This window comes from Ferrithrix thermotolerans DSM 19514 (assembly GCF_900128965.1).
GTDB lineage: Bacteria > Actinomycetota > Acidimicrobiia > Acidimicrobiales > Acidimicrobiaceae > Ferrithrix > Ferrithrix thermotolerans.
Genome location: NZ_FQUL01000012.1, coordinates 41,212 through 61,476, shown reverse-complemented (window position 1 = coordinate 61,476; position 20,265 = coordinate 41,212). Strand labels below are relative to the sequence as shown.

Sequence of the window (20,265 nt, the reverse complement as noted above, 5' to 3'; positions counted from 1 at the left end):
TCCACAGGGGCCCTCCAGGTTTTGAGTTGTAACTAACCCCATTCTGGCAGAACCCCTGTGCCTCTCTCAAGTTCACCCCTGGTGCGTGGCTACACCTGACTAAATTCCCCACTTAAATCCGAAGTCCCGGCATAGTCCGTGTACCTCAAGCAGAACCTCTTTCAGGTCCAGGTGTAAACGAAGAAGTAAGAGGGATGCTAGAAGTCCAATCAATACGGCTAGTTGCGCGACAGGATGTGACGTTATTAGTCTAATAGGATGAGCGATCTTAATGCTGGCCGAGATTACGTCTGTGTCTGTGTGTCTTAGTATCTTACGTATTGGGTGATGAAAAAGACCTTCGACGTGGCTGAAGTCAGTTGAGATATCGTTGATCGACATGGAGAGCATCATGTTGATTATTGGAGGCCAGTGTTACTTTGGCAGTCGAAGCGGGATATCGAGAGTAGTGGCAGTTCACGTGTCATACTGGGAACCATGCTGTTAGTGAATAAGCTGAGGATCTATCGAAATACTTCCTACTTCACCTCTACCGTAAATGCTATTGACAATCTCAAAATGTGGAATAAGGTCTTGCTCTAAATCGACTTATGACAATTAGGTTCGAGGACACAAGCACAAAAGAGTTGGAGGCGCGTTATGTTTCGTTCCCTTCTGGTGCATTGCAAGCTTTTAAATATACGGCTTGTTGTTCAAAGTCTGGTGGTAAGTGCCTTGATTCAAATCAGAAGTTCAATCAGACAGAATATGAAGTGATGGTTGGTAACTACTAGGAAATAGTTCTACAACACTATGATTTGCGTAGAGACTGTTATAGTGCCCGCTCATCAAGGGTCCAAATAAGCGTTGGACTATATGGGTCGAGTGCTTCGGGGATATTTCACTCGGAGAATGTCGAGCAAAGTAGAACGGGAACTGCAGGAGGTGGCTTTAGATAGATGGGATGCCACAGGCCTGTGATGACTAAGATCAACCAAGCCGCTGTCGAACACCACGCGATTGCCCTGCACCGAGAACTGGCCGACACCAACGTAGCCGGCTCCGATAGTAACCATCCGGATCGTGAAGCCTATGGAACCCACCTCTGAAATCGTGATCTACGAAGGCGGCGAGGTCCGTGTCGAGGTACGCGTCGAGCACGAAAACGTCTGGCTTAGCCTGCAGCAACTGGCCGCCCTGTTCGGTCGTGACAAGTCGGTGATCTCTCGCCACCTGCGCAATATCTTTGCTAGCGGGGAACTGGATCGGGATGCAGTGGTTGCAAAAAATGCAACCACTGCTGCGGACGGCAAGACTTACCTCGTGGAATACTTTAATCTTGACGTCATCATTTCAGTGGGATATCGCGTGAACTCCACCCACGCCACGCGCTTTCGCCAGTGGGCCACGCGCGTGTTGCGCAACCATCTCACCCAAGGCTACAGCCTCGACCGTCAGCGCTTCGAGCACAACGCCGCTGAGCTGGAGGCAGCGCTGGCGCTGGTGAAGAAGGCCGCAGCCGGTGAGACCTTAACTGCGGAGCTGGGGCGCGGGCTGGTGGACGTGATTGCTCGTTACACGCAGACCTTCCTGTGGCTACAACGCTACGACGAGGGACTGCTCGCTGTGCCAGCGGGTAGCCCGGGCGGGGTGCTGCCGACGCTAGCAGAGGCTCGCGCCGCTGTCGCTCGTCTGAAGGCCGATCTGATGGTTCGGGGCGAGGCGTCGGATCTGTTTGGGCTCGAACGTGGTGATGCCTTTGCCGCCATTCTCGGCAATTTAGAACAAACCGTCTTCGGTAAGCCTGCCTACCCGAGCGTTGAGACCAAGGCTGCGCACCTGCTGTACTTCGTCATCAAGAATCATCCCTTCGCTGACGGCAACAAGCGCAGCGGGGCCTTCCTGTTCGTGGATTTCTTGGCCCGCAATGGTCGTCTGATCCGCAACAGTGCACCGGTCGTCAACGATGTGGGGCTGGCGGCACTAGCTCTGCTTGTGGCCGAGTCTGACGCCAGGAATAAGGACGTGATGATTCGGCTGATCGAGAACATGCTGGCCCTGCCACCCGTACCATGAGGCAAAGATTATGAGTTACGTCAACCAAACCGCCGTCGAACACCACATCATGGCTCTCTTCTAGGAATTGGGCTTCACCATCTTCGAGTTAGATCGCTACGCCCCCAAGCGGTAAATCACTCCACCTAGGTACTACAGAAATCGATACCACTTACCCATCCTTAGCAGGGGTAATGGAGGAGTCGATCTTGCTAGCCAGGAAAGTCCCGCTAGCAGGCACCCCAGCACCGTGTCGGATACCGATCCCCAAGCCGTCCGTCAGGGGCATCGGACAGCTTGATCAGTCGCCGCAGATGGCTGATGCCTCGACCGTTCGATGGCCCTTGAGAGCGCTATGAAATCCGGAGCGGTTCGGTCAGCTCAAATGGCTGCGTGAAAAGTCGGGGTCAACAGTTACCATGAGACCACCGTCACTGAATATGAGGGCAACTTCAGGTCGCTCGTTGCATGTGATGACTTCACATTGACTGCTTTCGACAAAAGCGGACCACCTAAGTGCTTCACAGACGCACCTGTTGGGATTAGTCCATCTGAGGCAAGCGTAACAGAACTTGATCCAAGGTTGACGAGGATCAGTCTGTCATCTCCAGAAGCGTTAGCCACTTTGATTCCGCTCACCGACTGCACGGATCCTTCCATTGTTGGGTCATGAGCAATAGAAAGTACCGTGATATCCGTAGCGCCCTTCATCGCTTGATTGATCAGTTTGCTCGCACTACCCGCAGGCGTTATCACCGGCGGGATCGTCTTCGAGAACTGTGCGTCTTCAGTTGATCCAAAGAGATCCCAGTAGTCAGTGAGCACAACTCGTGGTGATGTCAACTCCTGCATGTCGAGCCCAGCGACGTACAAGCCGTGCTCCCACGTGGTCCCCAGTGCAGGAGAACCCAGAGCGAGATCGCCGATACTCAGGTTGTACTCGGTCAACCACACCGACAGGTGTGACGGCAACGAGTTGATGACGTGTTCAACGGGCTGCCACTCGATGCTTGCTCCCGCTAGTAGAGCTTCCGGCAAAAGAGGTCTCTTCGCTGAGCCGTGAATCCAAGGATAGTCATGCAATGTAACAGCGTTAATGTCATTCCCAGCGATACTGAGGAGTGTCGAATTCCAACCTTGTTCACGGGGGGTAGTGGTTGACGCACTTGCTACCGCAGCGATCTGTACGTTCGGGAAGGCATCGCGTATGGCCGGTGCCCATGACGCGACCATATCCGCATAGGAAGCTGCCGTTGGAAAGGCGTGAACATAGTTGGAGTTGGACAAGTAGAATTCGTTGCCAAGCTCGACATATCTAACAGGAAGCCCTAGCTTCGCTGCAGTCCGCAGCATCTGGAGTTGATCTTCTAACGTGGAGGTCATGACGTTGAGGTCAAATATGGGGACAGCGCCGGTCGCGCTGGCGAGTTGTTTGAGCGTAGACAAGGTGAATCCGTACGTGCGCTGTCGGCCCGGTGTGGTCTTGGTCTTTCCGGTCACGGCTGTGGTCGTCGATGGTGGTTGATTGACACTTCCGGTCTGCCAATACCAGTAGTTCGAGATAGCCCCGCCCGGGTACCGGATCGTTCCTGGCGCCAACGAGGTCACTGCGTTGCTCACTGATGTCTTGTCGTACGGTTCTGCCATTCCGGAATAGTCAAGATTGGTCCCGTTGAACGGCGCGACCACCGAGTGGGATGCTCCCTCGCTTACGTCCAATGTAGCTCCGTGTATCGCCGGCGTCGACGTTGTGGATGCACCGCTGCAGGCGGTCAGGAGCGCCGCGCTGAGAAGCACCGTGCACACGGCAAGCGAAAGATGACGATAGGATGTTGTCATGGGTCCACAGTAGTCCTCAATTGTGAAGCCGGATTGTTGAAGCTATTAGGGTGTTTTGAAGATACCTACCGAGCGTTTCGTAACCCGTCATTCGCTATGCCTTAGTGAGGTGAACGAGAAGCAGTAGACACAGAGATTACTCCTTGGGAACCTCCTCTGGCCCTCCCCTCATTTGCTTGATAGTCACAATTACGCAACTGCGATGCCCTCCCGAGCGTAGCGAAGCTCGTAGTCGACCGGGGGCAGGTAGACAATCGCGGAGTGCAGCCGCTCGGGGTTGTAGTGCTCAGATCCAGGCAGCGATGGCACGTCTCGCCTCGCTCTAGGCCGCCAAAGCGCTCGTTTGCTACGAGCTTGCGCTTCAGCGTCACGAAGAACGCTTCCGCAGCAGCGTCGTCCTAGCAGTTGGCCACCCTCCCAGCCGACTGGTGCACCCCAAGGGTTACGAGGAGCTGGCGAACCCTCTTGGAGAGGTACTGACCGCCCCTGTCGCTCCCCGAACGATCGCACCAGCCAGGCTGCCACGGGTGCGAAGGGCTGTTTCGATCGACTCGACGACGAGGTCATCGGGCATCCTGCTCCCAAGAGACGAGCCCACGACCCTGCGAGAGCCGAGATCGGCCATCGTGGCGAGGGAGCGGAAGCTCTGCTCAGTGCTGTCACTCACATAGCGCCGGTTCGGCTCTTCAGGGGAGAAGTCCTCAGCCGACAAGGTCTACAAGCAGAGTGTCCTCGCGCCTCGTGGTGCGCTCGGAAGCGCTTCGGGGTGGTGGCGTAGATGCCGAGCTTGCCTATGAGCCACTCCACCCGCTTGTGGTGCACACAAGCAGACGCACCGGCGGGAGCTCGTGCGTGATCAGAGGGCTGAGCCTAACCAGTTTAAGTGGACGGGTTGGCTTTGGTACGCTCACATACGCAATCGCCATTGGCCCGCTCGTGCATGTTCTCATACCGTTTCTTGGGGTGAAGTTGGTCAATTCCACGGAGTAGCTGACTCAGTGTAGGTATTCTCGATCAGCTCGTGGGGGTGACCGCTTTGACTCTCTCGATTGTGCCTGAGAGCGACCTCGTAGAGGACCTGCCCGACGTGGTCTTGCCTTTCGCATGAGCTGTCGGCGAGTGTAACTGGGATTATCAACTATTTCCGAGGATCCACCAACGTCGGTCGTCGGAGTGTGCCTCACGCGAGCATGGTGGAGTCGAGTAGGGAGAAGAAAACCCCCTGGTCGTTGGTGAGCATGAGGGTGTCCCTCACGTGAGTAGCGACCTCTTTCTTGATGGTCTGCCAGCTGCGTTTGTCACCTTGGTTGAGCAAGTCCAAATTGCCTCCGGGCTGGTAGGGTTTTTGCTGTCGCGGCTACATCTAGTGTTTTTGCGGCGCTATGATCTCGTAGGTGCAAACTGGAAACCACCTGCTGATTCTGGCCTAACGTAAGATGATATGGCTGATGAGGCGGAGTTGGGGGAATGATGACGGACGCTAACGAAGGTGTCGAGAATGTACATGAGTTTCCACATGGAGACAGCGCGGCCGCCTCGGACGACTCTTTACGATTGGGGTCATCAACTGAGATGCAGGTTCTGCCCGGGTTGGACCACGTTGACGAGCAACGGGAATCTGAGTCCAAATCCTTGGGAGGAATTTCAGCCAACTCGTCAAGTCGGTCGGATGGTTCGAGTGTCGATCGCCATGAACATCCATTGGAGAGTCTTGGAGGCGTTGGTGGGACAACCAAGCATGGCCTGAAAAATATTCGAAAGGCAATTGCCAAACATCAAGTACCTAGCGCGTTCTTGGCCATTCTTGCCCTGTTCATCGTTGATTCTCTCACGCAGGTGAGCCGTTCTTCTCTTGCCAAGGCAGTCTTCGGCGTTGGTTCGTTCCTCGAGCTTGCTCTCATAGTCTTCCTGTTAGCCAAACTGGTGATGTACCTTGCGCGAAGGCTAACATCCAAGGCGACCAAGGTTACCAAAGCTCAGATTGGGTTGGCTCGACGGCGCCGCCACCCAAGCCCTGAATACCTCCAAGCAAGAGATCTTCAGCAGCGATATCCAGCTGCATGGGATGAGTATGGCACAGAAGTAAATGCGGCTGAGGCGACATTGAAGTATTTCGCAGATCCAAAGGGTAAACGAATTTGTTCTGGTGGAGGAGTCGTTGTCTACGAGCGGTGGATCCAAACTCCGTAGGGTGGCGGTTCGATCATTGGAGTCAGCGCAAGGGCCGATGACGCTACTCTCGAACGCCAGAGGCTTACCGTTACACGGATGCTTGCGTTCGGGACTTTCTCGCTGGCGGCTCCAAAGAAGATCCGCTCTGGACATGCCTATGTTTCCATTGAAGGACCTGAGGTAAATGGTGTGGCGGTATTTCCTCCAGGCAAGAACGCTGGTCCGGTTGCTTTCGATTTTGCCGCAAGGATCAATGCGGCTGCTCGTCATGCTGAAGCAAGCGAGAAAGAGCGTCTTGTATTTGTCAAGTCAGCGAAGAAAGAGCTAAAGGCGGCGCGAAGGGCTACAGATGATTTAGATGCAATAGAGATCGAATACTGGCGCGCCATTGACGCGTTGACTCCTGAAGAGAAGGCCGACCTCTAGGATATACCAGAAGTTGCTGATGAGCCAGAATGATGACCTTTGTTCGGTGGTGTTAATTGCGAACATTCGCTGAGGCCCGATGTCCTATCGTTTCTTGGAGGACACCTGGCATGAGCTCAACTTGTTTGAACCATCGTTGTTCTAGGATCTATGCTTGTGTGGTCCTGCAGTGGGATGACGATAGATGAAGATGGCTCATTGACACCAAATGTCGTTTCTTTTCTCAAAGTCAAGTGTTTCCAAATCATGCCAAGCGGGCTATCGCAACGATTGAGACCAAGTGCGAGGCCAAGTACCCAAAGGCTGCTCACTGGCGCACCTTAGATACCGATACCCTCCTGGCCTTCTATGACTTCGGCGCCGAACACTGGGTACAGCTTCGGACTAGTAATGCCGAGTGACCGGGGGAGTCTCACCTGGCTCTCACAGATTCCGGACGTGACAGTCTCTTATCATCTAGCCGGCAAGGGCGTGTGCACCTGTGACCAGTGAGCAAAGAGGGTTGGTGAGTGTCGTTTGACCTTGCGCAACCACCTCAGTGCCCGCCGAAGACCGGTAAGAGGTCGTTTGTACTAGCGTTTGGCCCAACGAATGAGATATCTGTCGATTCATCGGAGGGACCGGACCAACCGGGACGGAATAGAAGCGTCCGTAATCGTTGATCCATCCTCGCACGATCACATTTTGACAAACGTTGCGAGTTGTACAAGCTCTATGTCGCTGTGGAGATGAAGACGCCATCGTCTGATCTGGTGACGTATCTCCTTGGCAGCGGTGTCGCTGATCGCCGGTGCGAAACCGACGAAGAACCGACACCTTCGATTCTTGGCTAGCCGAGGACGGAAGCGGTACCCAAGGAAGTCAAGCTGCTCGTGCTCACAGGAGCCTTTTCGGTTTGCATCCTGGCAGTACGCGATTTGACGTCTCATCTGAACTGAGCTTCCGACCCAGCTCAGCCAGTCGCTTGCCAAGGCCCACTAGGGTCTCTTTGGCCTCTTGCTCCAACTTTGGCTCTTGGGCTCTTAAATAAAGATCATGAGTTTGCATCAGCGCTGTTCAGAGTGGGTATTGTGTTCAGCAGTTGTCGAGAACAGTCGTGGTTGCTTAGAATTCTGCGACATTTTCTATGACACGAATTTGTAGCCAAGGAGATCGCAGCAAGGCTCTGACTACATCGGGACTGGACAACACCTGTTGGTCTCCAGCGTCAAGATGGCCCGGCATACGTCTAGTGTCTGCCATAGCTGGTCGCTTCTGAAGTCGGATCGGTTTTCACTCTAAAAAACGCTTTCTGTCTCTGTTATGGTCGATCCTCTCACGTTAGAGGTGGATCATATGGGGTCACCACTCCCGACGTGGTACGCCAATGCGCCTACACCGCCTAGAGCTAGGCCATGACTATCAGTTGAGTTAATGCCGGCACCCAAAGCAATGGGTGCCGGCACAATCCTTGGTGCTCCGACGACCTTGGCAAAACTCCAGCTAACTTGATTACTGACATCTAAGTACGAATCACACCCGAATGGTTAACTGGTTATCAACCGCCACCCAAACTGGCTCCGATAACGTTTTTGAAGTCGGTTCGTACACAACATTCGTGAATACGCCTGGACTCGTGACCCCCAACAGGAGTTTGTGTTGAAAAATAGTAAAGAACTAGCAAGAGGCATTAAGTTAGAGAGGTGATTTTCAACCTTGTGGGATTGCCCATCGGACGTCACTATTAGAGGCACTGGAGCTGGCACTTGTACCGCTAAATTCAACCTTGAGTGGGGTTGTCCCGTTGGGCACCGAGAATACAACCCAGCCCTTACTGCATTGGCCAGCCGCAAGCGCAGCCGAGCTCCCGCCGAGCTAATGGACCACCAAACTGGGCCAAGCTTGCTGAAAAACTCACTGACGCTGTTGAATCGTTGGACAGAATGACTGAAAAGTCAGTAGGGTTCCGGCCGGTGGAAGATCCTCCTGTACCAGCACACTCAGTTGCAACTATTGCATCCCAGACGTGTCCAGAACTAGGAGTGAGACCGAGGCTACTCGTGTCAGTTACACCGGGGTAACAAGCCGAAACTTGTACGCTTGAAACCCCGTCAAAAGTTTCCGGTACCTTTACTGTGGTGCCCAAGGCATAAGGCGCGTTGGACTTTGCTGGAGTGCTCGTGCTGCTGGAATTCGATTGGGAACTTTAGTTTGAAGTACTCGTTTGACTTGGCTGTGGGGTACCACTACTAACACTCGAAGTGCTGCCGCAGGCTCCTAAAAGGCCAAGCGGCAAGATTGCACCAACCAACCATAGAGACGTACTCATTGCTGCTCCCTTTCAAAGCACGCCCATTGGACATTGCGACATCCGCAAGTACACACGTCTCTATTGACACTCATGTGGATAAACGCGCCCTTTCATGGGGTAACTTCAAGTCAGTCGGTCCGAGAAGCTTGCTCACTAATGCAAGGGTAGCCTTGGCGGAGTGAAACCCATATCGTCGGGCAGAAGGTGGCCAACTCCCCAAAGAGTGGGCTAGCCACCGACGCGCTAGCAATGGCTATGAGCCAAAGGCCAGATACCGAGGATCTCATTCATCACAGCGATCGAGGCGTTCAGTGTCACTCAAGGCGCAATTTGGGCATAAATCGAGACCGGCGGGGGGCTTCGGACTAGGATGGTCGCATGCGTTTCGTCGATACCACCGATTTCGTTGCAGATCAGGCCTGGGGTGCGCTGGACCTGGCCGAAATTGATGGTGTGACCGTCCGGGTGCATTGGACCGATCAGCCCTACCGCTGGCACGTCAACGACGGCAGCGAAGTGTTCGTGTTCCTCGAGGGTGCGGTCGACATGCACTACCGCGACGAGGGCAAGGAGCGGGTCGAGCGGCTGACCCCCGGCCGGGTGTGCGTAGCAGAGGAAGGCGACCAGCATGTCGCCCATCCCGTCCCGGCAGCCCGGATCCTGGTCGTGGAGCGTAAGGGTAGCGTGTAGCGCCTTGGCCACGACGTTTGCAGACACTCCCGAGCCGCCTTACGTTGCGGTCATCTTCACTTCGACACGGACCGAGGGGGATAACGGCTACGTGGCCATGGCGGAGTCGATGAACGAGTTGGCATCGAAGCAGCCGGGCTTCTTGGGTGTGGAATCCGCTCGCGATGACATTGGGATCACGGTCTCCTACTGGGTGGACCAAGCGGCTGCACAAGCATGGAAAGAAGTGGCTGCCCATTGCCTTGCCCAGCGGAAGGGGCGCGAAATCTGGTACCAGGACTACCGTGTGCGAATTGCCACGGTCGACCGGGACTACTCCATGAACTCGTCGCTGTTTCCGGCCCAACAGGGTACTGCTATCCCCAGGAATGCCACGGACGGAGATGGCCGCTGCCAATAACGGGTCTATTACCGCACAAACAGTCGTGCATCTCGACATTGACCGTGACTGTATTTGAGGGGGACCGTTGACCGGCAGGCACGGGTATTTGATCCATGCCAACGTTCGATGTCTCCCAAGTGGTTCGTTGGAAGTAGTTTCACTTGGATTCGAGATCAACGTAGCAGAAAGGGTCGCCTAGCCCCAACGATCCACGAGACCGATATCACCCTCGCATCGTGGGATGCTTAGGTCGTGTCGTGCCTATTTCCCTTGGTAGGAGGCATTACACTTTAGAACAGATAATCGACGTCACTTCCGCCAGAGTGGACGACATTCGTCACCGTCTTTAGCTTGAGGTACCTCGATGGATCTTGTTCTGTCTTTTACAGGGACGGGTCAAAAAAAGAGATGCCTACCGTAGGCATGCGAAATGCTCACCTGCATGGGCTAGAAGACTGGGGAAAGGAGGGACTTTGGTTGAGTTCTGACGGTTGTTCATCTCCACAATCACTATCGGACACCAGCCCAGATTGGCTGCTTGGACACCCGATCACAGGGGGTGGCCGCTCGACTGGTGAATCTTGCCTGTTGCGGTGTAGTTGTGCAGGGGACGTTCATCCGCCGCTATCCGAGACACACGAGCGGTAAAGGGATGGCTGGGCCGTTTAGAAGCGGCAAAACTTAGCCGAAGATTGTTTTGGGGACCATGACATCAGATGTCACGATGAGGTTAATCGGAGATCTAAATCTATATGCAACCACGCAGGCAACCGGAGCAAAGAGAAGCGGAGCACCCGGCCATCAGATGACAGCTATGAGCTATAGGTTTGTGGTGGAGGTGATGGGACTCGAACCCACGAAACCTCTTGACTGCCAGTCAAGCGCTCTACCAGCTGAGCTACACCCCCAAACGTTTGTGCCAATTCATCATAGTTGTTTAGAACCTTGATTCGGCTTGGCTCGGAGTATGAAACTTTGATTTTCATGAGATGGGAATATCTTGTTTTAGTTGCGGTTGACACATCTTAGAAATGTAGATTTGTCTATAAATTAGGAGTGGTACAGTTGGCTAACGAAGAAGTTGTAAGAGAACTGCTAGGACTTAGGGATCGAGTTGTAAACTCAACTATCCTTACCCCGTCAAAACATCTCAATCTGAGCGCCAGAGTGTCTTTAGATACCTTTCTTATTGGAACTAAGGGAGGAGCTATGGACTTAGACGAGAACTCTTTTGCGTTGGTGAATCTCGATGCAGAGGTCTTGGAAGGTTCCGTCGAACCAACGAACGCTGAGATCCTAACCATGCATGCAGCGGTTTACAGCAATCTTGAGACAGCTAACTGCGTGCTTCATACGCACTCTCCACATGCTACAGCGTTTGCTTTGGCTCACAAAGAGATACCTTCGAGGTACGAGGCGCTACTCAGGTTCGGGCAGGCATCGCCTGTTCCTGTTGCAAAGTGGGGTCCTCGTGGATCTAAAGAGTCGATTGAGGGTATCGTCGATGCGATCAAAGCCGACAATACAATCAAAGGAGTTCTGTTGGCTAATCATGGAGTGTTGGTGTTCGGTTCTTCCGTCTCTGAAACTGCTTCGATCGCCTTCGCAATAGAAGAGGCAGCAGCCGCTGAGTTGGCAGCAGCAGCGCTTGGAGGTGGCGTTGACTTTCCTGAAGGTGCGCTACAAAGGGTACGGGAGTCTATGGCTAGGGTGAGGCACTAGACATGGGTATCGAAGATATCAAACAACGTTACGAGTCGACCTTCGGAAAGTTCCCAGAATCTGTGCAAAAGCGGTTTGAACTGGCAAAACTAGCCGATAGGTTAGAAAGCATATTTGAAGTGGAGAGTCTTCGCAAGACACTCCTAGCTGAGAATCCGCTGCCGACAAAGATTCAACAGCTGGTTCACTTCGGACAGTTGCTTGCACTTGGGGCCTATGAACCTGCTGAGATGCATGCGAAGGCAGCGGTCAAGGCCGGAGCGACACCTGCGGAGATGATGGGGGTTTTGGAGACAACGCTCATCACTGCTGGTATGCCTAGATTCTCCAAAGGCGTGGAGATCGTTGCCGCAATCTTCGTTCAGGAGGCTACAGGTGGGAGGACAGACGAGTAACGAATTGACTAATGACGCTGGATTCTTGCTTTCCAAAGTCACTAGGAGGCTCAAGATGCAGTGGTCCCAAAAAGTAGCTGAATTAAACCTCAGCACCGTCGAGGCGGCGCTCATTCGCAACCTTGCTTCGATGCCGAAGATGACTGCCAGGGCGAGAGCCAGGTATCTGGCGACCGACCCTATGGCAGTTCATCGATCTCTTGAATCTTTAGTGGAAAAGGGTCTTTGCGAAAAGAGAGAGACAAGTAACAGGCGTTATGACGTTACTTTGACCGAGGAGGGGGAGAGGATCGCAGATAAAGTATTCGCAATGTCGCACGAGGTGTGGAACGAGATAGAGTCTGTGATTGGACGTGACAGAGTCGAGTCACTCAAGGCTAACTTGTTGGCTGTCGATCAGTTCCTAGAGAATTCAAATCACTTAGAACACAGCGTCAACTGATTGAAAAGACCTTTCTTTGGAAGTCGTCTATCTTCTTCTCGGCCCAAACCAGTACTCTTGCGTTCATACGGAATCCCGGACGTATCTCTTCTGTTAGCCAAGAGTTAAAGGCTCGATCGAACTGGTCGATGGTGGTGATTCCTCGTGTAACAGCATCGGGTTTCACAGCTATGAGCTGCCTAGCAATGAACTCTTTCTCGACCCAGATCTGTTCGGAGTTCAGGTGTGTGCTGTCGGTGAGAACTTCGATCTTGGTTACGCTTAGCCCAGCGTCTACGAGGTAGTTGCTGAGTTTGCGTCCGACTTTCCGGTCACCTCCTTTGTCACTTTGTAGCTTCCGAACGATGTCTAACAGGTGCTCGAAGGACTGTGACGGTTCCGGGTAGGTGATGTACAAAGAGTCATCTATGTCTTCGACGATGATCTTTCCGCCGAGCTTTGTCACCCGCGCTATCTCGTTAGCGGCCTTAGCTGGGTTTTGAAGGTAGGAAAATACCTCCCTTACTATCACCTTCGAAAATGAGTTGGAGTCATAAGGTAAAGACTCTATGTCAGCGACATCAAAAGAGATTGAGTCGTTTGACAAGATCATGTCTGACTCCCTGATTCGTGCTAACAGATCTTTCGCTAAAGATACATACTTAGGAGATATGTCACATCCCGTGACTTTGGCAAGAGTCTTTGAGCCGAGGTCGATCGGCACAAGGCCGAGTCCTGTTCCTATGTCCAACACCGAGTCGTCGTCGTTGACCTCAAGCCTATCAAGTACCGAAGTCCAGGCGCTGTGAAGGTTGATCGAGTACTGAAGGAGTTGTTTGGAGTCGGGATCTGTAAGCTTTTCAAGGTAGTTATAGATGTAGGACGATATCTGATTGTCGATGATTGTATGTGTCACCGTCTCTCCCCGCAGTTGTGAATAAGTCACAATCGGACTGCGAGGTGACCGACTTTAGTGGGATCGGTCAACTTTTATTGAAAGAAAAGTTTATGAATGGCATAGGTGCACCTAGACGCTAGTGTTTTCTTATGGCTGAAGCCTTTGACCCACGAGAGATTGAGCCCAAGTGGCAAAGAATTTGGATGGAGAGCGGAGAGTACGACGTATCTTCGGATGATCCTCGCAAGAAGTCCTATGTGTTGTGTATGTACCCTTACCCATCGGGGTCAGCTCATCAGGGACACGTACGTAACTACACCTTTGGTGACCTAAACGTTCGCTATAGAGCGATGAATGGCGAAGCGGTTCTTTCGGCTCTCGGTTACGACTCCTTTGGGCTTCCAGCGGAGAACGCAGCGATCAAGACCGGCATCCATCCCCGGACCTTTACCGATGCACGCATCTCGGAGTTGCGAGACTCATTGATACGTCTTGGAGCGGTTTATGACTGGAGGCGGGAGCTAAAGAGCCACGACCCCACTTACATGAAGTGGAGTCAGTACATCTTCATAAAGCTCTATGAGGCTAAGCTAGCTTACAAGGCGATGGCGCCGGTCAACTGGTGTCCGGGATGTAAGACCGTCTTAGCCAACGAGCAAGTGCTTTCAGATGGCACCTGTGAGAGATCTGGCGACTTAGTAATCAAGAAGGACCTAGAGCAGTGGTTCTTTAGAATTACCGAATACGCAGATGAGCTGCTGGAAGGTATCGAGGATCTTGACTGGCCTGAACAGGTAAAGACGATGCAGCGCAACTGGATCGGTAAGTCTGTTGGCGTGGAGTTGGATCTTCAGGTTGTAGGCAGTGATGACCTGGCGGTTAGAGTCTTTACCACCCGTCCTGATACCGGATTTGGAATTACGTATGCGGTTATCTCTCCTGAGCATCCAGATCTTTGGCGGTTGGTGAAAAAAGAGTGCAAAGTTGAGGTGGAAGAGTTTTTAGACGAGGTCAGGTCGCGTTCTGAGATAGAGAGACTCTCTGTCGATATGACGAAGTCAAAGAGGGGAGTTAGAACTGGTAGCTACGTGGTGAATCCTTTCAACGGCAAAGAGGTGCCGTTGTTCGTTGCAGACTACGTACTTGCTCACTATGGAACCGGCGCTGTTATGGGTGTTCCTGGAGAGGATCAAAGAGACTACGACTTCGCTAAAGTTTATGATCTTCCTGTTATACGTACGGTGTTGCCTCCTACGAACTTTGACGGAGAGGCTTATGCCGGTGAAGGTGAAAAGATCAACAGCGAGTGGCTGAATGGTCTTTCAGTATCGGAGGCTAAAGACAGGGCGATAAGGTGGCTTGAAGAGAACGGAATCGGTAAGTCGAAGGTTAACTATCGCCTGAGGGATTGGCTCGTCTCACGACAGAGGTACTGGGGATGCCCTATCCCGATCGTGAAGTGTAAGACCTGCGGATACGTCCCCGTTCCGTTTGAGGAACTTCCAGTCATCGCTCCAGATGACGTAGAGTTTTTGCCTACTGGCGAGTCACCCCTATCTAGACATCCGGAGTTCAAAAAGGCCAACTGTCCAAAGTGCGGAGGTCCAGCGGAGCGCGAGACAGATACCATGGACACCTTTGTCGACTCGTCTTGGTACTATCTGCGTTTTGCAGATCCATTCGCCGAAGACAAACCATTCGACAAAGATGTAATCGCAAAGTGGATGCCCGTAGATCAGTACATCGGTGGCATTGAGCACGCTATTTTGCACCTTCTCTATGCCCGTTTCTTCACCAAGGCACTCTCTGATATCGGTCTTGTGCCAAGTGATCTTAGAGAACCCTTCAAACGTCTCTTCACGCAAGGCATGGTGCGGTTAAATGGAAGCAAGATGTCAAAGTCGAAGGGAAATCTTGTTGCTCCGCTTTCGTACTTTGATACCGTTGGAGCCGATTCTTTGCGGCTTTTTCACCTCTTTGTCGGACCCCCTGGGGATAGCTTTGACTGGACCGACCAAACCGATACGATTATCGAAGGATGTCACCGTTTCTTGCAGCGTGTGTGGAGACTAGCACTTGGTCAAGCCGAGAGCTTCCCTGGGGTAACGATCTCTACTGTGGATCGCAAGCCTACAGACTCGGACCTTGAGGTTCGGGCGATTGTAAACAAAACGATCGACAAGGTGACGTCGGACTACGAAAGATGGTCGTACAACACCGCTGTGGCGGCCCTGATGGAGCTAACCAACACAATATATCGTAAAAGCGCTGAAGGTGTCTCAAAGGAGGTCTTCGATGAGGCCGTCGATTCACTAATTAAAATGCTGGCTCCGATGGCTCCGCATATGACGTCTGAGGTCTGGGAGCGTCTACATGGTGGATCGGTTTTCAAGACTGGGTGGCCTAAGGCCGATCCAGCCTTTTTGGTCTCCTCTGAAGACACGCTCATCATCCAAGTAGGTGGAAAGTTTAGAGATAAACTTACAGTTCCTTCAGATATCTCCTACGAGGACGCTCTCGAACTTGCGCTGGCGTCTCCTAAGGTGCGAGCTGTGATTAGAGATAAAGCACCTTCAAAGGTTATAGCCAAGCTCCCAAGACTTCTCAATATCGTTGTGTAGTGCTCATCGAGGCTAGGTCCTAGAGATCCTCGAGACGAGATAGCGACATCTCTCCTAGATAAGAGATCTGTGCTTTATATTGAGTTACGTCGCTTGGGTCTCCAGCTCGGGCGCCCTGCATGTAGCGGGCGTACACCCCGGCAAGGATGCAGGCAAGCTTCCAGTAGGAGAATGAGACGTAGTATGGGAGATCGCTTAGATCTCTACCGGATAGGTTCACGTACCTATCGATGACCTGGGAGCGGCTGTAGAATCCCGGCAAAGACGTTGTTGATGCTAGAAGTGTTACCTCATCTTCAGCCTCGCTCCAGTAGACAACGAGCATCCCTAGATCGGCCAACGTGTCCCCTAGTGTGCATATCTCCCAGTCCAGCACTGCAGCTACCTGCGCATCATCTCCAATTACTGTGTTGTCGAGCCTGTAGTCGCCATGTACTATCCCGCTGTATCGCTGGGGTGGAGTCAAAGCGACGAGTCTCTTATGTGCCATATCTATGATCGGGTAGTTCAACCCTACCTCAGCTGCGGAGTTATTAAACTGGTGACTCCAGCGTCTTAGTTGGCGTTCCAGATACCCTTCAGTCTTGCCAAGATCTTGCAGGTGAACCTGTTTGACATCTAGTAGGTGCAGGTCAACCAGTGTCTTTACGAGCGACTCTGATATGTGACTTCTCATCGACACCGATAGGTTCTCTGCCTCTGAGGGCTGTCTCAAAATCCTGCCTTCGACAAACTCCATGATATAAAAGGGTCTATCTGTGACGCTCGTGTCTTTGCATAGTGAGATCGGCTTAGGTACCGGAACTTTCGAATGGTAGAGAGCGGAGATGATCTTGTACTCACGCTCCATGTCGTGCGCAGTGGGGAGAACGTGAGAAAGCGGAGGGTGGCGTAAGATGAATCGTCTTTGATCTTTGTCGGTTACAACATAGGTTAAATTCGACCTTCCTCCGGCTACTAGTTCAAAGGTGTATGGAGGTAGGTAAAGGTCCTGGACTCTTTCGATCCAGATAGCGACTCTGTCAAAGTCAAGGGTGGTCACTAGATTCTGCTCCCATGGTAGAGATATCTCCGTGCTTTGTGGTAAAGGTACCCGTTGGGGCCGGTTGGGTAAGGGTAAGACTGAACTTCAGTGTTGTCCGTCTCTCGATCGGAATCTGCAACGTAAAGGGTCGCAAAGCATCTAATATTGCGCCCATTTGTGCCTTTATCTATCGATCGCATGGGCTTACTCTATCTCTATTTTTGTCAGATACGACGTCGAGAGGGCAGCGGATATGACACTACTGACAGGATGTTTTCGTTGTGATAGCTATTTTCTTATATATGGTTGCTGTTGATGTTACTGATGCCACGTTTCAACAAGAGGTAGTAGAGAGATCCAAAGAAGTTCCTGTTGTCATCGATCTTTGGGCTCCGTGGTGCGGACCGTGTCGAACGCTGGGTCCCATTATAGAAAAAGTCGTTGCTGACACAAGAGGAAAGGTCGCTCTCTGCAAGGTAAACGTCGATGAGAATCCGGGTATCTCCCAGGCCTTTCGAGTTCAGTCTATTCCAGCGGTCTTCGCAGTAAAAGATGGCCAGGTAGTAGATACCTTTATCGGTGCTTTGCCCGAACATCAGGTCAAAGAGTTTGTCTCCAAGCTAGCTCCAGTTGTCTCGGAGGCAGAAGAGCTCTTAGACAACGGTGACGAGGAGTCTCTTCGCAAGGCTCATGAGCTGGAGCCTGACTCCGATAAGGTGGCCGCACGTCTAGGGGAGTTTCTATTTACCACGGGACGTGACGAAGAGGCAGAGGCACTTCTAGCCAAGTATCCAGAGACACAGGAGATCATGAGGGTAAAGTCGATGATTCGGCTAGGTTTGCCCGAGCTTTCAAAGCCGGCAGTTGACGTGATTGCCGAGTTAAACGAGCTACTAGAGTCGGTAAAAAAAGATGAGGCAGCAAGGCAGCGCTTTGTTGACATATTGAATGCGTACCCCTTTGACGAGGAGACCGTGGCGCGCTACCGAAGACTCCTTACCTCGAGGCTCTTTTAGGTGGTCCCTTGCAGCTAGTTGTCGGAGAAGACACCTTAGATCTAACGAACACCTCGTTGGTGATGGGCGTTCTAAATCGCACTCCAGACTCCTTCTATGACAAAGGAAGCTACTTTGCATTCGACGCCTTCCTCAAGAAGGCCGAAGCTCTTGTGCTAGAGGGAGCGGATATCTTGGACGTCGGAGGCGTAAAGGCTGGGCCGGGGGACGAGGTGACCGAAGAAGAGGAGCTCGATCGGGTCGTGCCGGCGGTAGAGGCGCTCTCGAAGCGTTTCGACGTACTCATCTCGGTAGACACTTGGAGGGCTAGGGTTATTGAAGAGTCTCTTTCAGCTGGTGCACGAATTGGAAATGACATCTCCGGCTTTGCCGATCCTGGGTACCTTGATGCTGTTGCTAAGGCTAGGGGTGCTGTTGTTGCTACCCACATTCGGTTGAGGCCCCGTGTAAAGGATCCTAACCCGATATATAGCGACTTGATCGGGGAGGTGAAGGACTTCTTGATGGCTCGTGTCAAGATGGCGGAGGAGGCAGGACTGCCCCCTCTGTCAGTGATGATAGACGTCGGGTTCGATCTTGGAAAGACGACCGAACAGTCTCTAGCGCTTTTTGATGCGACGGAAGAGTTTGCCAGACTTGGCTATGCTTTGCTGGTCTCAGCGTCGAACAAAGGATTTCTCGGTGAGTCCTTGGGTCTTGACATAAACTCTCGCAGAGAGGCTTCTTTAGCGGCGGTTGCTCTCTCGATGATTCGAGGAGCTAGGATCTTTCGAGTACACGACGTAAGGGGAACGAGGAGAGTAGTAGATACCCTCTCTGCGATCTTTGATCCAAAGGAGTGGGGCCAAAGATTCAAAGAGCATAAGTCTTTAGATTGACTCTAACTGTTTCACCTCTTACAGATCAGGGCGACGACTATATAGATGTCTTGGATTTAGGAGACTATAACTTTGGTCTTGGAGGCGGACTTGACTGACGGTTTTGATGCGAGGTTCATCGCAGTTGTATCAGAGGATGAAGTGGAGCTTCTTGACCTTACCCATGAAACTGTGGAAAAACTTAGGTCCAAAGTGTCTGCCCTTGAGACCGTAGATGTTGTTGCGAACGAAGAGACCTTGGTCCCTGCGCTCTCTCAACTTGCTCAAACACCGATGTTTGCAGATGGTATCTTAGTGGTGCTGCGGTTCGCTAAGGTCTCAGATGCAGAAGCAAAGGTTCTTATCGAAGCGATGGAGAATAGTCTAACCTCAAACTACCTGCTAATCTCGAGCTCTAAGTCCCTGCCAAAGACGCTTCAAGGCTACCTCAAAGACAAGGGTCAGATCGAGGTCTCCAAGATAGGAAAGAGGGGATCAGACTACGCTGAAAGTTGTTTTTCGCGCTCATCCCTCGTGTTCAGTAAAGATGCAAAGACGGTGATCTTGGAGGCACTGGGAGAGGATCTATCTATGCTTCCCTCCTTGCTTCTAACTCTTGAGTCTGCCATAAGTGGTGAGACAGAGGTATCTAGAGACGATGTACAACCCTTTTTGCATGAGATTGAAGACCTAGCCCCTTGGGCACTTCCCGACCTCATCGTCTCGGGGAAGACTAAAGAGGCTATTGAGCTTCTCCGCAAGTTGGAGAAGACGCAGATAGCGTTCCCTATAGTCCTAACGGTGGTACAAAAAAGGTTCGTCGAGCTTGCGGCACTTTCGTCTTTAGGTCTAAGGTCCGCTCAAGACAGGGTAAGCGCATATCAAAGAGGAACCGGTTCAGCTCCAAAGGCACCTCCCTTCGTATTGGAGAGGATATGGAGGGAGGCAGTGAACCTTGACCTTCAGTCGTTCCAAAAGATCTTCACGATACTGGGAGAGACGGAGAGGTCTATCAGAGGTGGGTCTTCTTTAGAGCCCTATGTGCTTTTAGAGTTAGCAGTGGCTAGGCTTGCAGCCATATGTCTTAGCAGACAGAGGAGAGCAATATCTAGGAGGAGATAGTTGCCCACTTCTCCTTTTTGATCTAAAGCTTATCGGTGTAGGTAACCTAGGCTTTAGGGGTCGCCTTTAGAGCGGCCACACGCTTTAGGAGCCTTGACTTTCGTCGAGCGGCCTGATTTTTGTGAATTACGCCCTTAGCGGCTGCTTTGTCGAGACGCTTGAGGGCCAGACGTAGGGCGGAGTCGGATGATGTATCGGTCTCAGCTTCCGTAACTGCGTTCTTGATCCTTGTCTTTAGTTCGGAGCGCACGGCCTTGTTCTTCTCGCGCCTTACCTCGTTCTGCTTGTTGCGCTTTATTTGGCTCTTTATATTTGCCATCTCTACCTTTACCTAAATCTCTTCATCGATGAAAATC

At 52.2% G+C, this 20,265-nt stretch carries 21 protein-coding genes, 1 tRNA gene and 1 pseudogene; 15 read left to right on the top strand and 8 right to left on the bottom strand.

The window, feature by feature from the left end; translation table 11 throughout:
• Nucleotides 1-99: 99 nt before the first annotated feature.
• Complete coding sequence (locus BUA24_RS05620; RefSeq protein ID WP_072789783.1) at nt 100-393, bottom strand: hypothetical protein; 294 nt, start codon at nt 391-393, stop codon at nt 100-102.
• Between the two features lie 678 nt (nt 394-1,071).
• Here BUA24_RS05620 and rhuM point away from each other — a divergent pair.
• Complete coding sequence (gene rhuM / locus BUA24_RS05615) at nt 1,072-2,055, top strand: virulence RhuM family protein/type II toxin-antitoxin system death-on-curing family toxin (RefSeq protein WP_072789796.1); 984 nt, start codon at nt 1,072-1,074, stop codon at nt 2,053-2,055.
• 393 nt (nt 2,056-2,448) lie between these two features.
• Here the strand turns inward: rhuM and BUA24_RS05610 are convergent, their stop codons facing one another.
• Together BUA24_RS05610 and BUA24_RS12145 are read right to left on the bottom strand one after the other, a co-directional pair.
• Nucleotides 2,449-3,873: a hypothetical protein gene (locus BUA24_RS05610; RefSeq protein WP_143146410.1), complete on the bottom strand. Its 1,425-nt coding sequence runs from the start codon at nt 3,871-3,873 to the stop codon at nt 2,449-2,451.
• A gap of 189 nt (nt 3,874-4,062) precedes the next feature.
• Nucleotides 4,063-4,440 carry a hypothetical protein gene (locus tag BUA24_RS12145; RefSeq protein ID WP_143146409.1) on the bottom strand — a complete coding sequence of 126 codons (378 nt, stop codon included), beginning with the start codon at nt 4,438-4,440 and terminating at the stop codon, nt 4,063-4,065.
• A 903-nt stretch (nt 4,441-5,343) separates the two neighbouring features.
• Between BUA24_RS12145 and BUA24_RS05600 the strand changes: the two genes are divergently transcribed.
• The 3 genes from BUA24_RS05600 to BUA24_RS12460 all read left to right on the top strand — a co-directional run bounded on the left by BUA24_RS05600 (nt 5,344) and on the right by BUA24_RS12460 (nt 6,872).
• Nucleotides 5,344-6,063, top strand: a complete 720-nt coding sequence (locus BUA24_RS05600) for a hypothetical protein (protein WP_143146408.1) — start codon at nt 5,344-5,346, stop codon at nt 6,061-6,063.
• Nucleotides 6,064-6,141: 78 nt separating this feature from the next.
• The gene (locus BUA24_RS05595) at nt 6,142-6,471 is read left to right on the top strand and encodes a hypothetical protein (RefSeq protein ID WP_072789773.1); all 330 of its coding nucleotides are present in this window, start codon (nt 6,142-6,144) and stop codon (nt 6,469-6,471) included.
• A gap of 233 nt (nt 6,472-6,704) precedes the next feature.
• On the top strand, nt 6,705-6,872 hold the full coding sequence (locus BUA24_RS12460) for a hypothetical protein (RefSeq protein WP_178138720.1): 168 nt from the start codon (nt 6,705-6,707) through the stop codon (nt 6,870-6,872).
• A gap of 276 nt (nt 6,873-7,148) precedes the next feature.
• Here BUA24_RS12460 and BUA24_RS05590 read toward each other — a convergent pair whose 3' ends face one another.
• A complete protein-coding gene (locus tag BUA24_RS05590; protein ID WP_143146407.1) occupies nt 7,149-7,400 on the bottom strand; it encodes a hypothetical protein in 252 nt (83 codons plus the stop codon).
• Nucleotides 7,401-8,950: 1,550 nt separating this feature from the next.
• Between BUA24_RS05590 and BUA24_RS12940 the strand changes: the two are divergent.
• The 3 genes and pseudogenes from BUA24_RS12940 to BUA24_RS05580 all read left to right on the top strand — a co-directional run.
• A pseudogene (locus BUA24_RS12940) lies at nt 8,951-9,073 on the top strand (IS3 family transposase); the annotation flags it as partial.
• Nucleotides 9,074-9,139: 66 nt separating this feature from the next.
• Entirely contained in the window at nt 9,140-9,451 is a 312-nt protein-coding gene (locus BUA24_RS05585) for a cupin domain-containing protein (protein WP_072789768.1), read from the top strand.
• A 4-nt stretch (nt 9,452-9,455) separates the two neighbouring features.
• Nucleotides 9,456-9,851: an antibiotic biosynthesis monooxygenase family protein gene (locus BUA24_RS05580; RefSeq protein ID WP_218587414.1), complete on the top strand. Its 396-nt coding sequence runs from the start codon at nt 9,456-9,458 to the stop codon at nt 9,849-9,851.
• An 812-nt stretch (nt 9,852-10,663) separates the two neighbouring features.
• On the opposite strand, the gene BUA24_RS05575 is transcribed toward BUA24_RS05580, so the two are convergent.
• Nucleotides 10,664-10,741, bottom strand: a tRNA-Ala gene (locus BUA24_RS05575).
• 157 nt (nt 10,742-10,898) lie between these two features.
• Here BUA24_RS05575 and BUA24_RS05570 point away from each other — a divergent pair.
• Genes BUA24_RS05570 through BUA24_RS05560 form a run of 3 tightly spaced genes read left to right on the top strand, consistent with a single transcriptional unit; the run spans nt 10,899 to nt 12,392 of the window.
• The gene (locus tag BUA24_RS05570) at nt 10,899-11,555 is read left to right on the top strand and encodes a class II aldolase/adducin family protein (RefSeq protein ID WP_178138719.1); all 657 of its coding nucleotides are present in this window, start codon (nt 10,899-10,901) and stop codon (nt 11,553-11,555) included.
• Nucleotides 11,556-11,557: 2 nt separating this feature from the next.
• Nucleotides 11,558-11,950, top strand: coding sequence for a carboxymuconolactone decarboxylase family protein (locus tag BUA24_RS05565; protein ID WP_072789765.1), 393 nt, complete (start codon nt 11,558-11,560; stop codon nt 11,948-11,950).
• 55 nt (nt 11,951-12,005) lie between these two features.
• Nucleotides 12,006-12,392 carry a MarR family winged helix-turn-helix transcriptional regulator gene (locus tag BUA24_RS05560; protein WP_072789763.1) on the top strand — a complete coding sequence of 129 codons (387 nt, stop codon included), beginning with the start codon at nt 12,006-12,008 and terminating at the stop codon, nt 12,390-12,392.
• Here BUA24_RS05560 and BUA24_RS05555 read toward each other — a convergent pair.
• Nucleotides 12,385-13,287, bottom strand: coding sequence for a methyltransferase domain-containing protein (locus tag BUA24_RS05555; RefSeq protein WP_072789761.1), 903 nt, complete (start codon nt 13,285-13,287; stop codon nt 12,385-12,387). The genes BUA24_RS05560 and BUA24_RS05555 overlap by 8 nt on opposite strands.
• 131 nt (nt 13,288-13,418) lie before the next feature.
• Between BUA24_RS05555 and leuS the strand changes: the two genes are divergently transcribed.
• Entirely contained in the window at nt 13,419-15,890 is a 2,472-nt protein-coding gene (gene leuS, locus BUA24_RS05550; RefSeq protein WP_072789759.1) for a leucine--tRNA ligase, read from the top strand.
• A 19-nt stretch (nt 15,891-15,909) separates the two neighbouring features.
• On the opposite strand, the gene BUA24_RS05545 is transcribed toward leuS, so the two are convergent.
• Nucleotides 15,910-16,932 carry a phosphotransferase family protein gene (locus tag BUA24_RS05545; RefSeq protein ID WP_072789757.1) on the bottom strand — a complete coding sequence of 341 codons (1,023 nt, stop codon included), beginning with the start codon at nt 16,930-16,932 and terminating at the stop codon, nt 15,910-15,912.
• Nucleotides 16,933-16,946: 14 nt separating this feature from the next.
• On the opposite strand from BUA24_RS05545, the gene BUA24_RS12140 reads away from it, so the two are divergent.
• The 4 genes from BUA24_RS12140 to holA all read left to right on the top strand — a co-directional run bounded on the left by BUA24_RS12140 (nt 16,947) and on the right by holA (nt 19,909).
• Nucleotides 16,947-17,171 (top strand): hypothetical protein, encoded by a 225-nt coding sequence (locus tag BUA24_RS12140; protein WP_143146406.1) that lies wholly within the window; start codon nt 16,947-16,949, stop codon nt 17,169-17,171.
• Nucleotides 17,172-17,216: 45 nt separating this feature from the next.
• Nucleotides 17,217-17,930, top strand: a complete 714-nt coding sequence (gene trxA / locus BUA24_RS05540) for a thioredoxin (protein WP_072789793.1) — start codon at nt 17,217-17,219, stop codon at nt 17,928-17,930.
• Nucleotides 17,931-17,938: 8 nt separating this feature from the next.
• The gene (folP, locus tag BUA24_RS05535) at nt 17,939-18,808 is read left to right on the top strand and encodes a dihydropteroate synthase (protein ID WP_072789754.1); all 870 of its coding nucleotides are present in this window, start codon (nt 17,939-17,941) and stop codon (nt 18,806-18,808) included.
• A gap of 90 nt (nt 18,809-18,898) precedes the next feature.
• Nucleotides 18,899-19,909, top strand: a complete 1,011-nt coding sequence (gene holA / locus BUA24_RS05530) for a DNA polymerase III subunit delta (RefSeq protein ID WP_072789750.1) — start codon at nt 18,899-18,901, stop codon at nt 19,907-19,909.
• A 46-nt stretch (nt 19,910-19,955) separates the two neighbouring features.
• On the opposite strand, the gene rpsT is transcribed toward holA, so the two are convergent.
• Nucleotides 19,956-20,228, bottom strand: a complete 273-nt coding sequence (rpsT, locus tag BUA24_RS05525; protein WP_072789747.1) for a 30S ribosomal protein S20 — start codon at nt 20,226-20,228, stop codon at nt 19,956-19,958.
• Nucleotides 20,229-20,265: the final 37 nt, after the last annotated feature.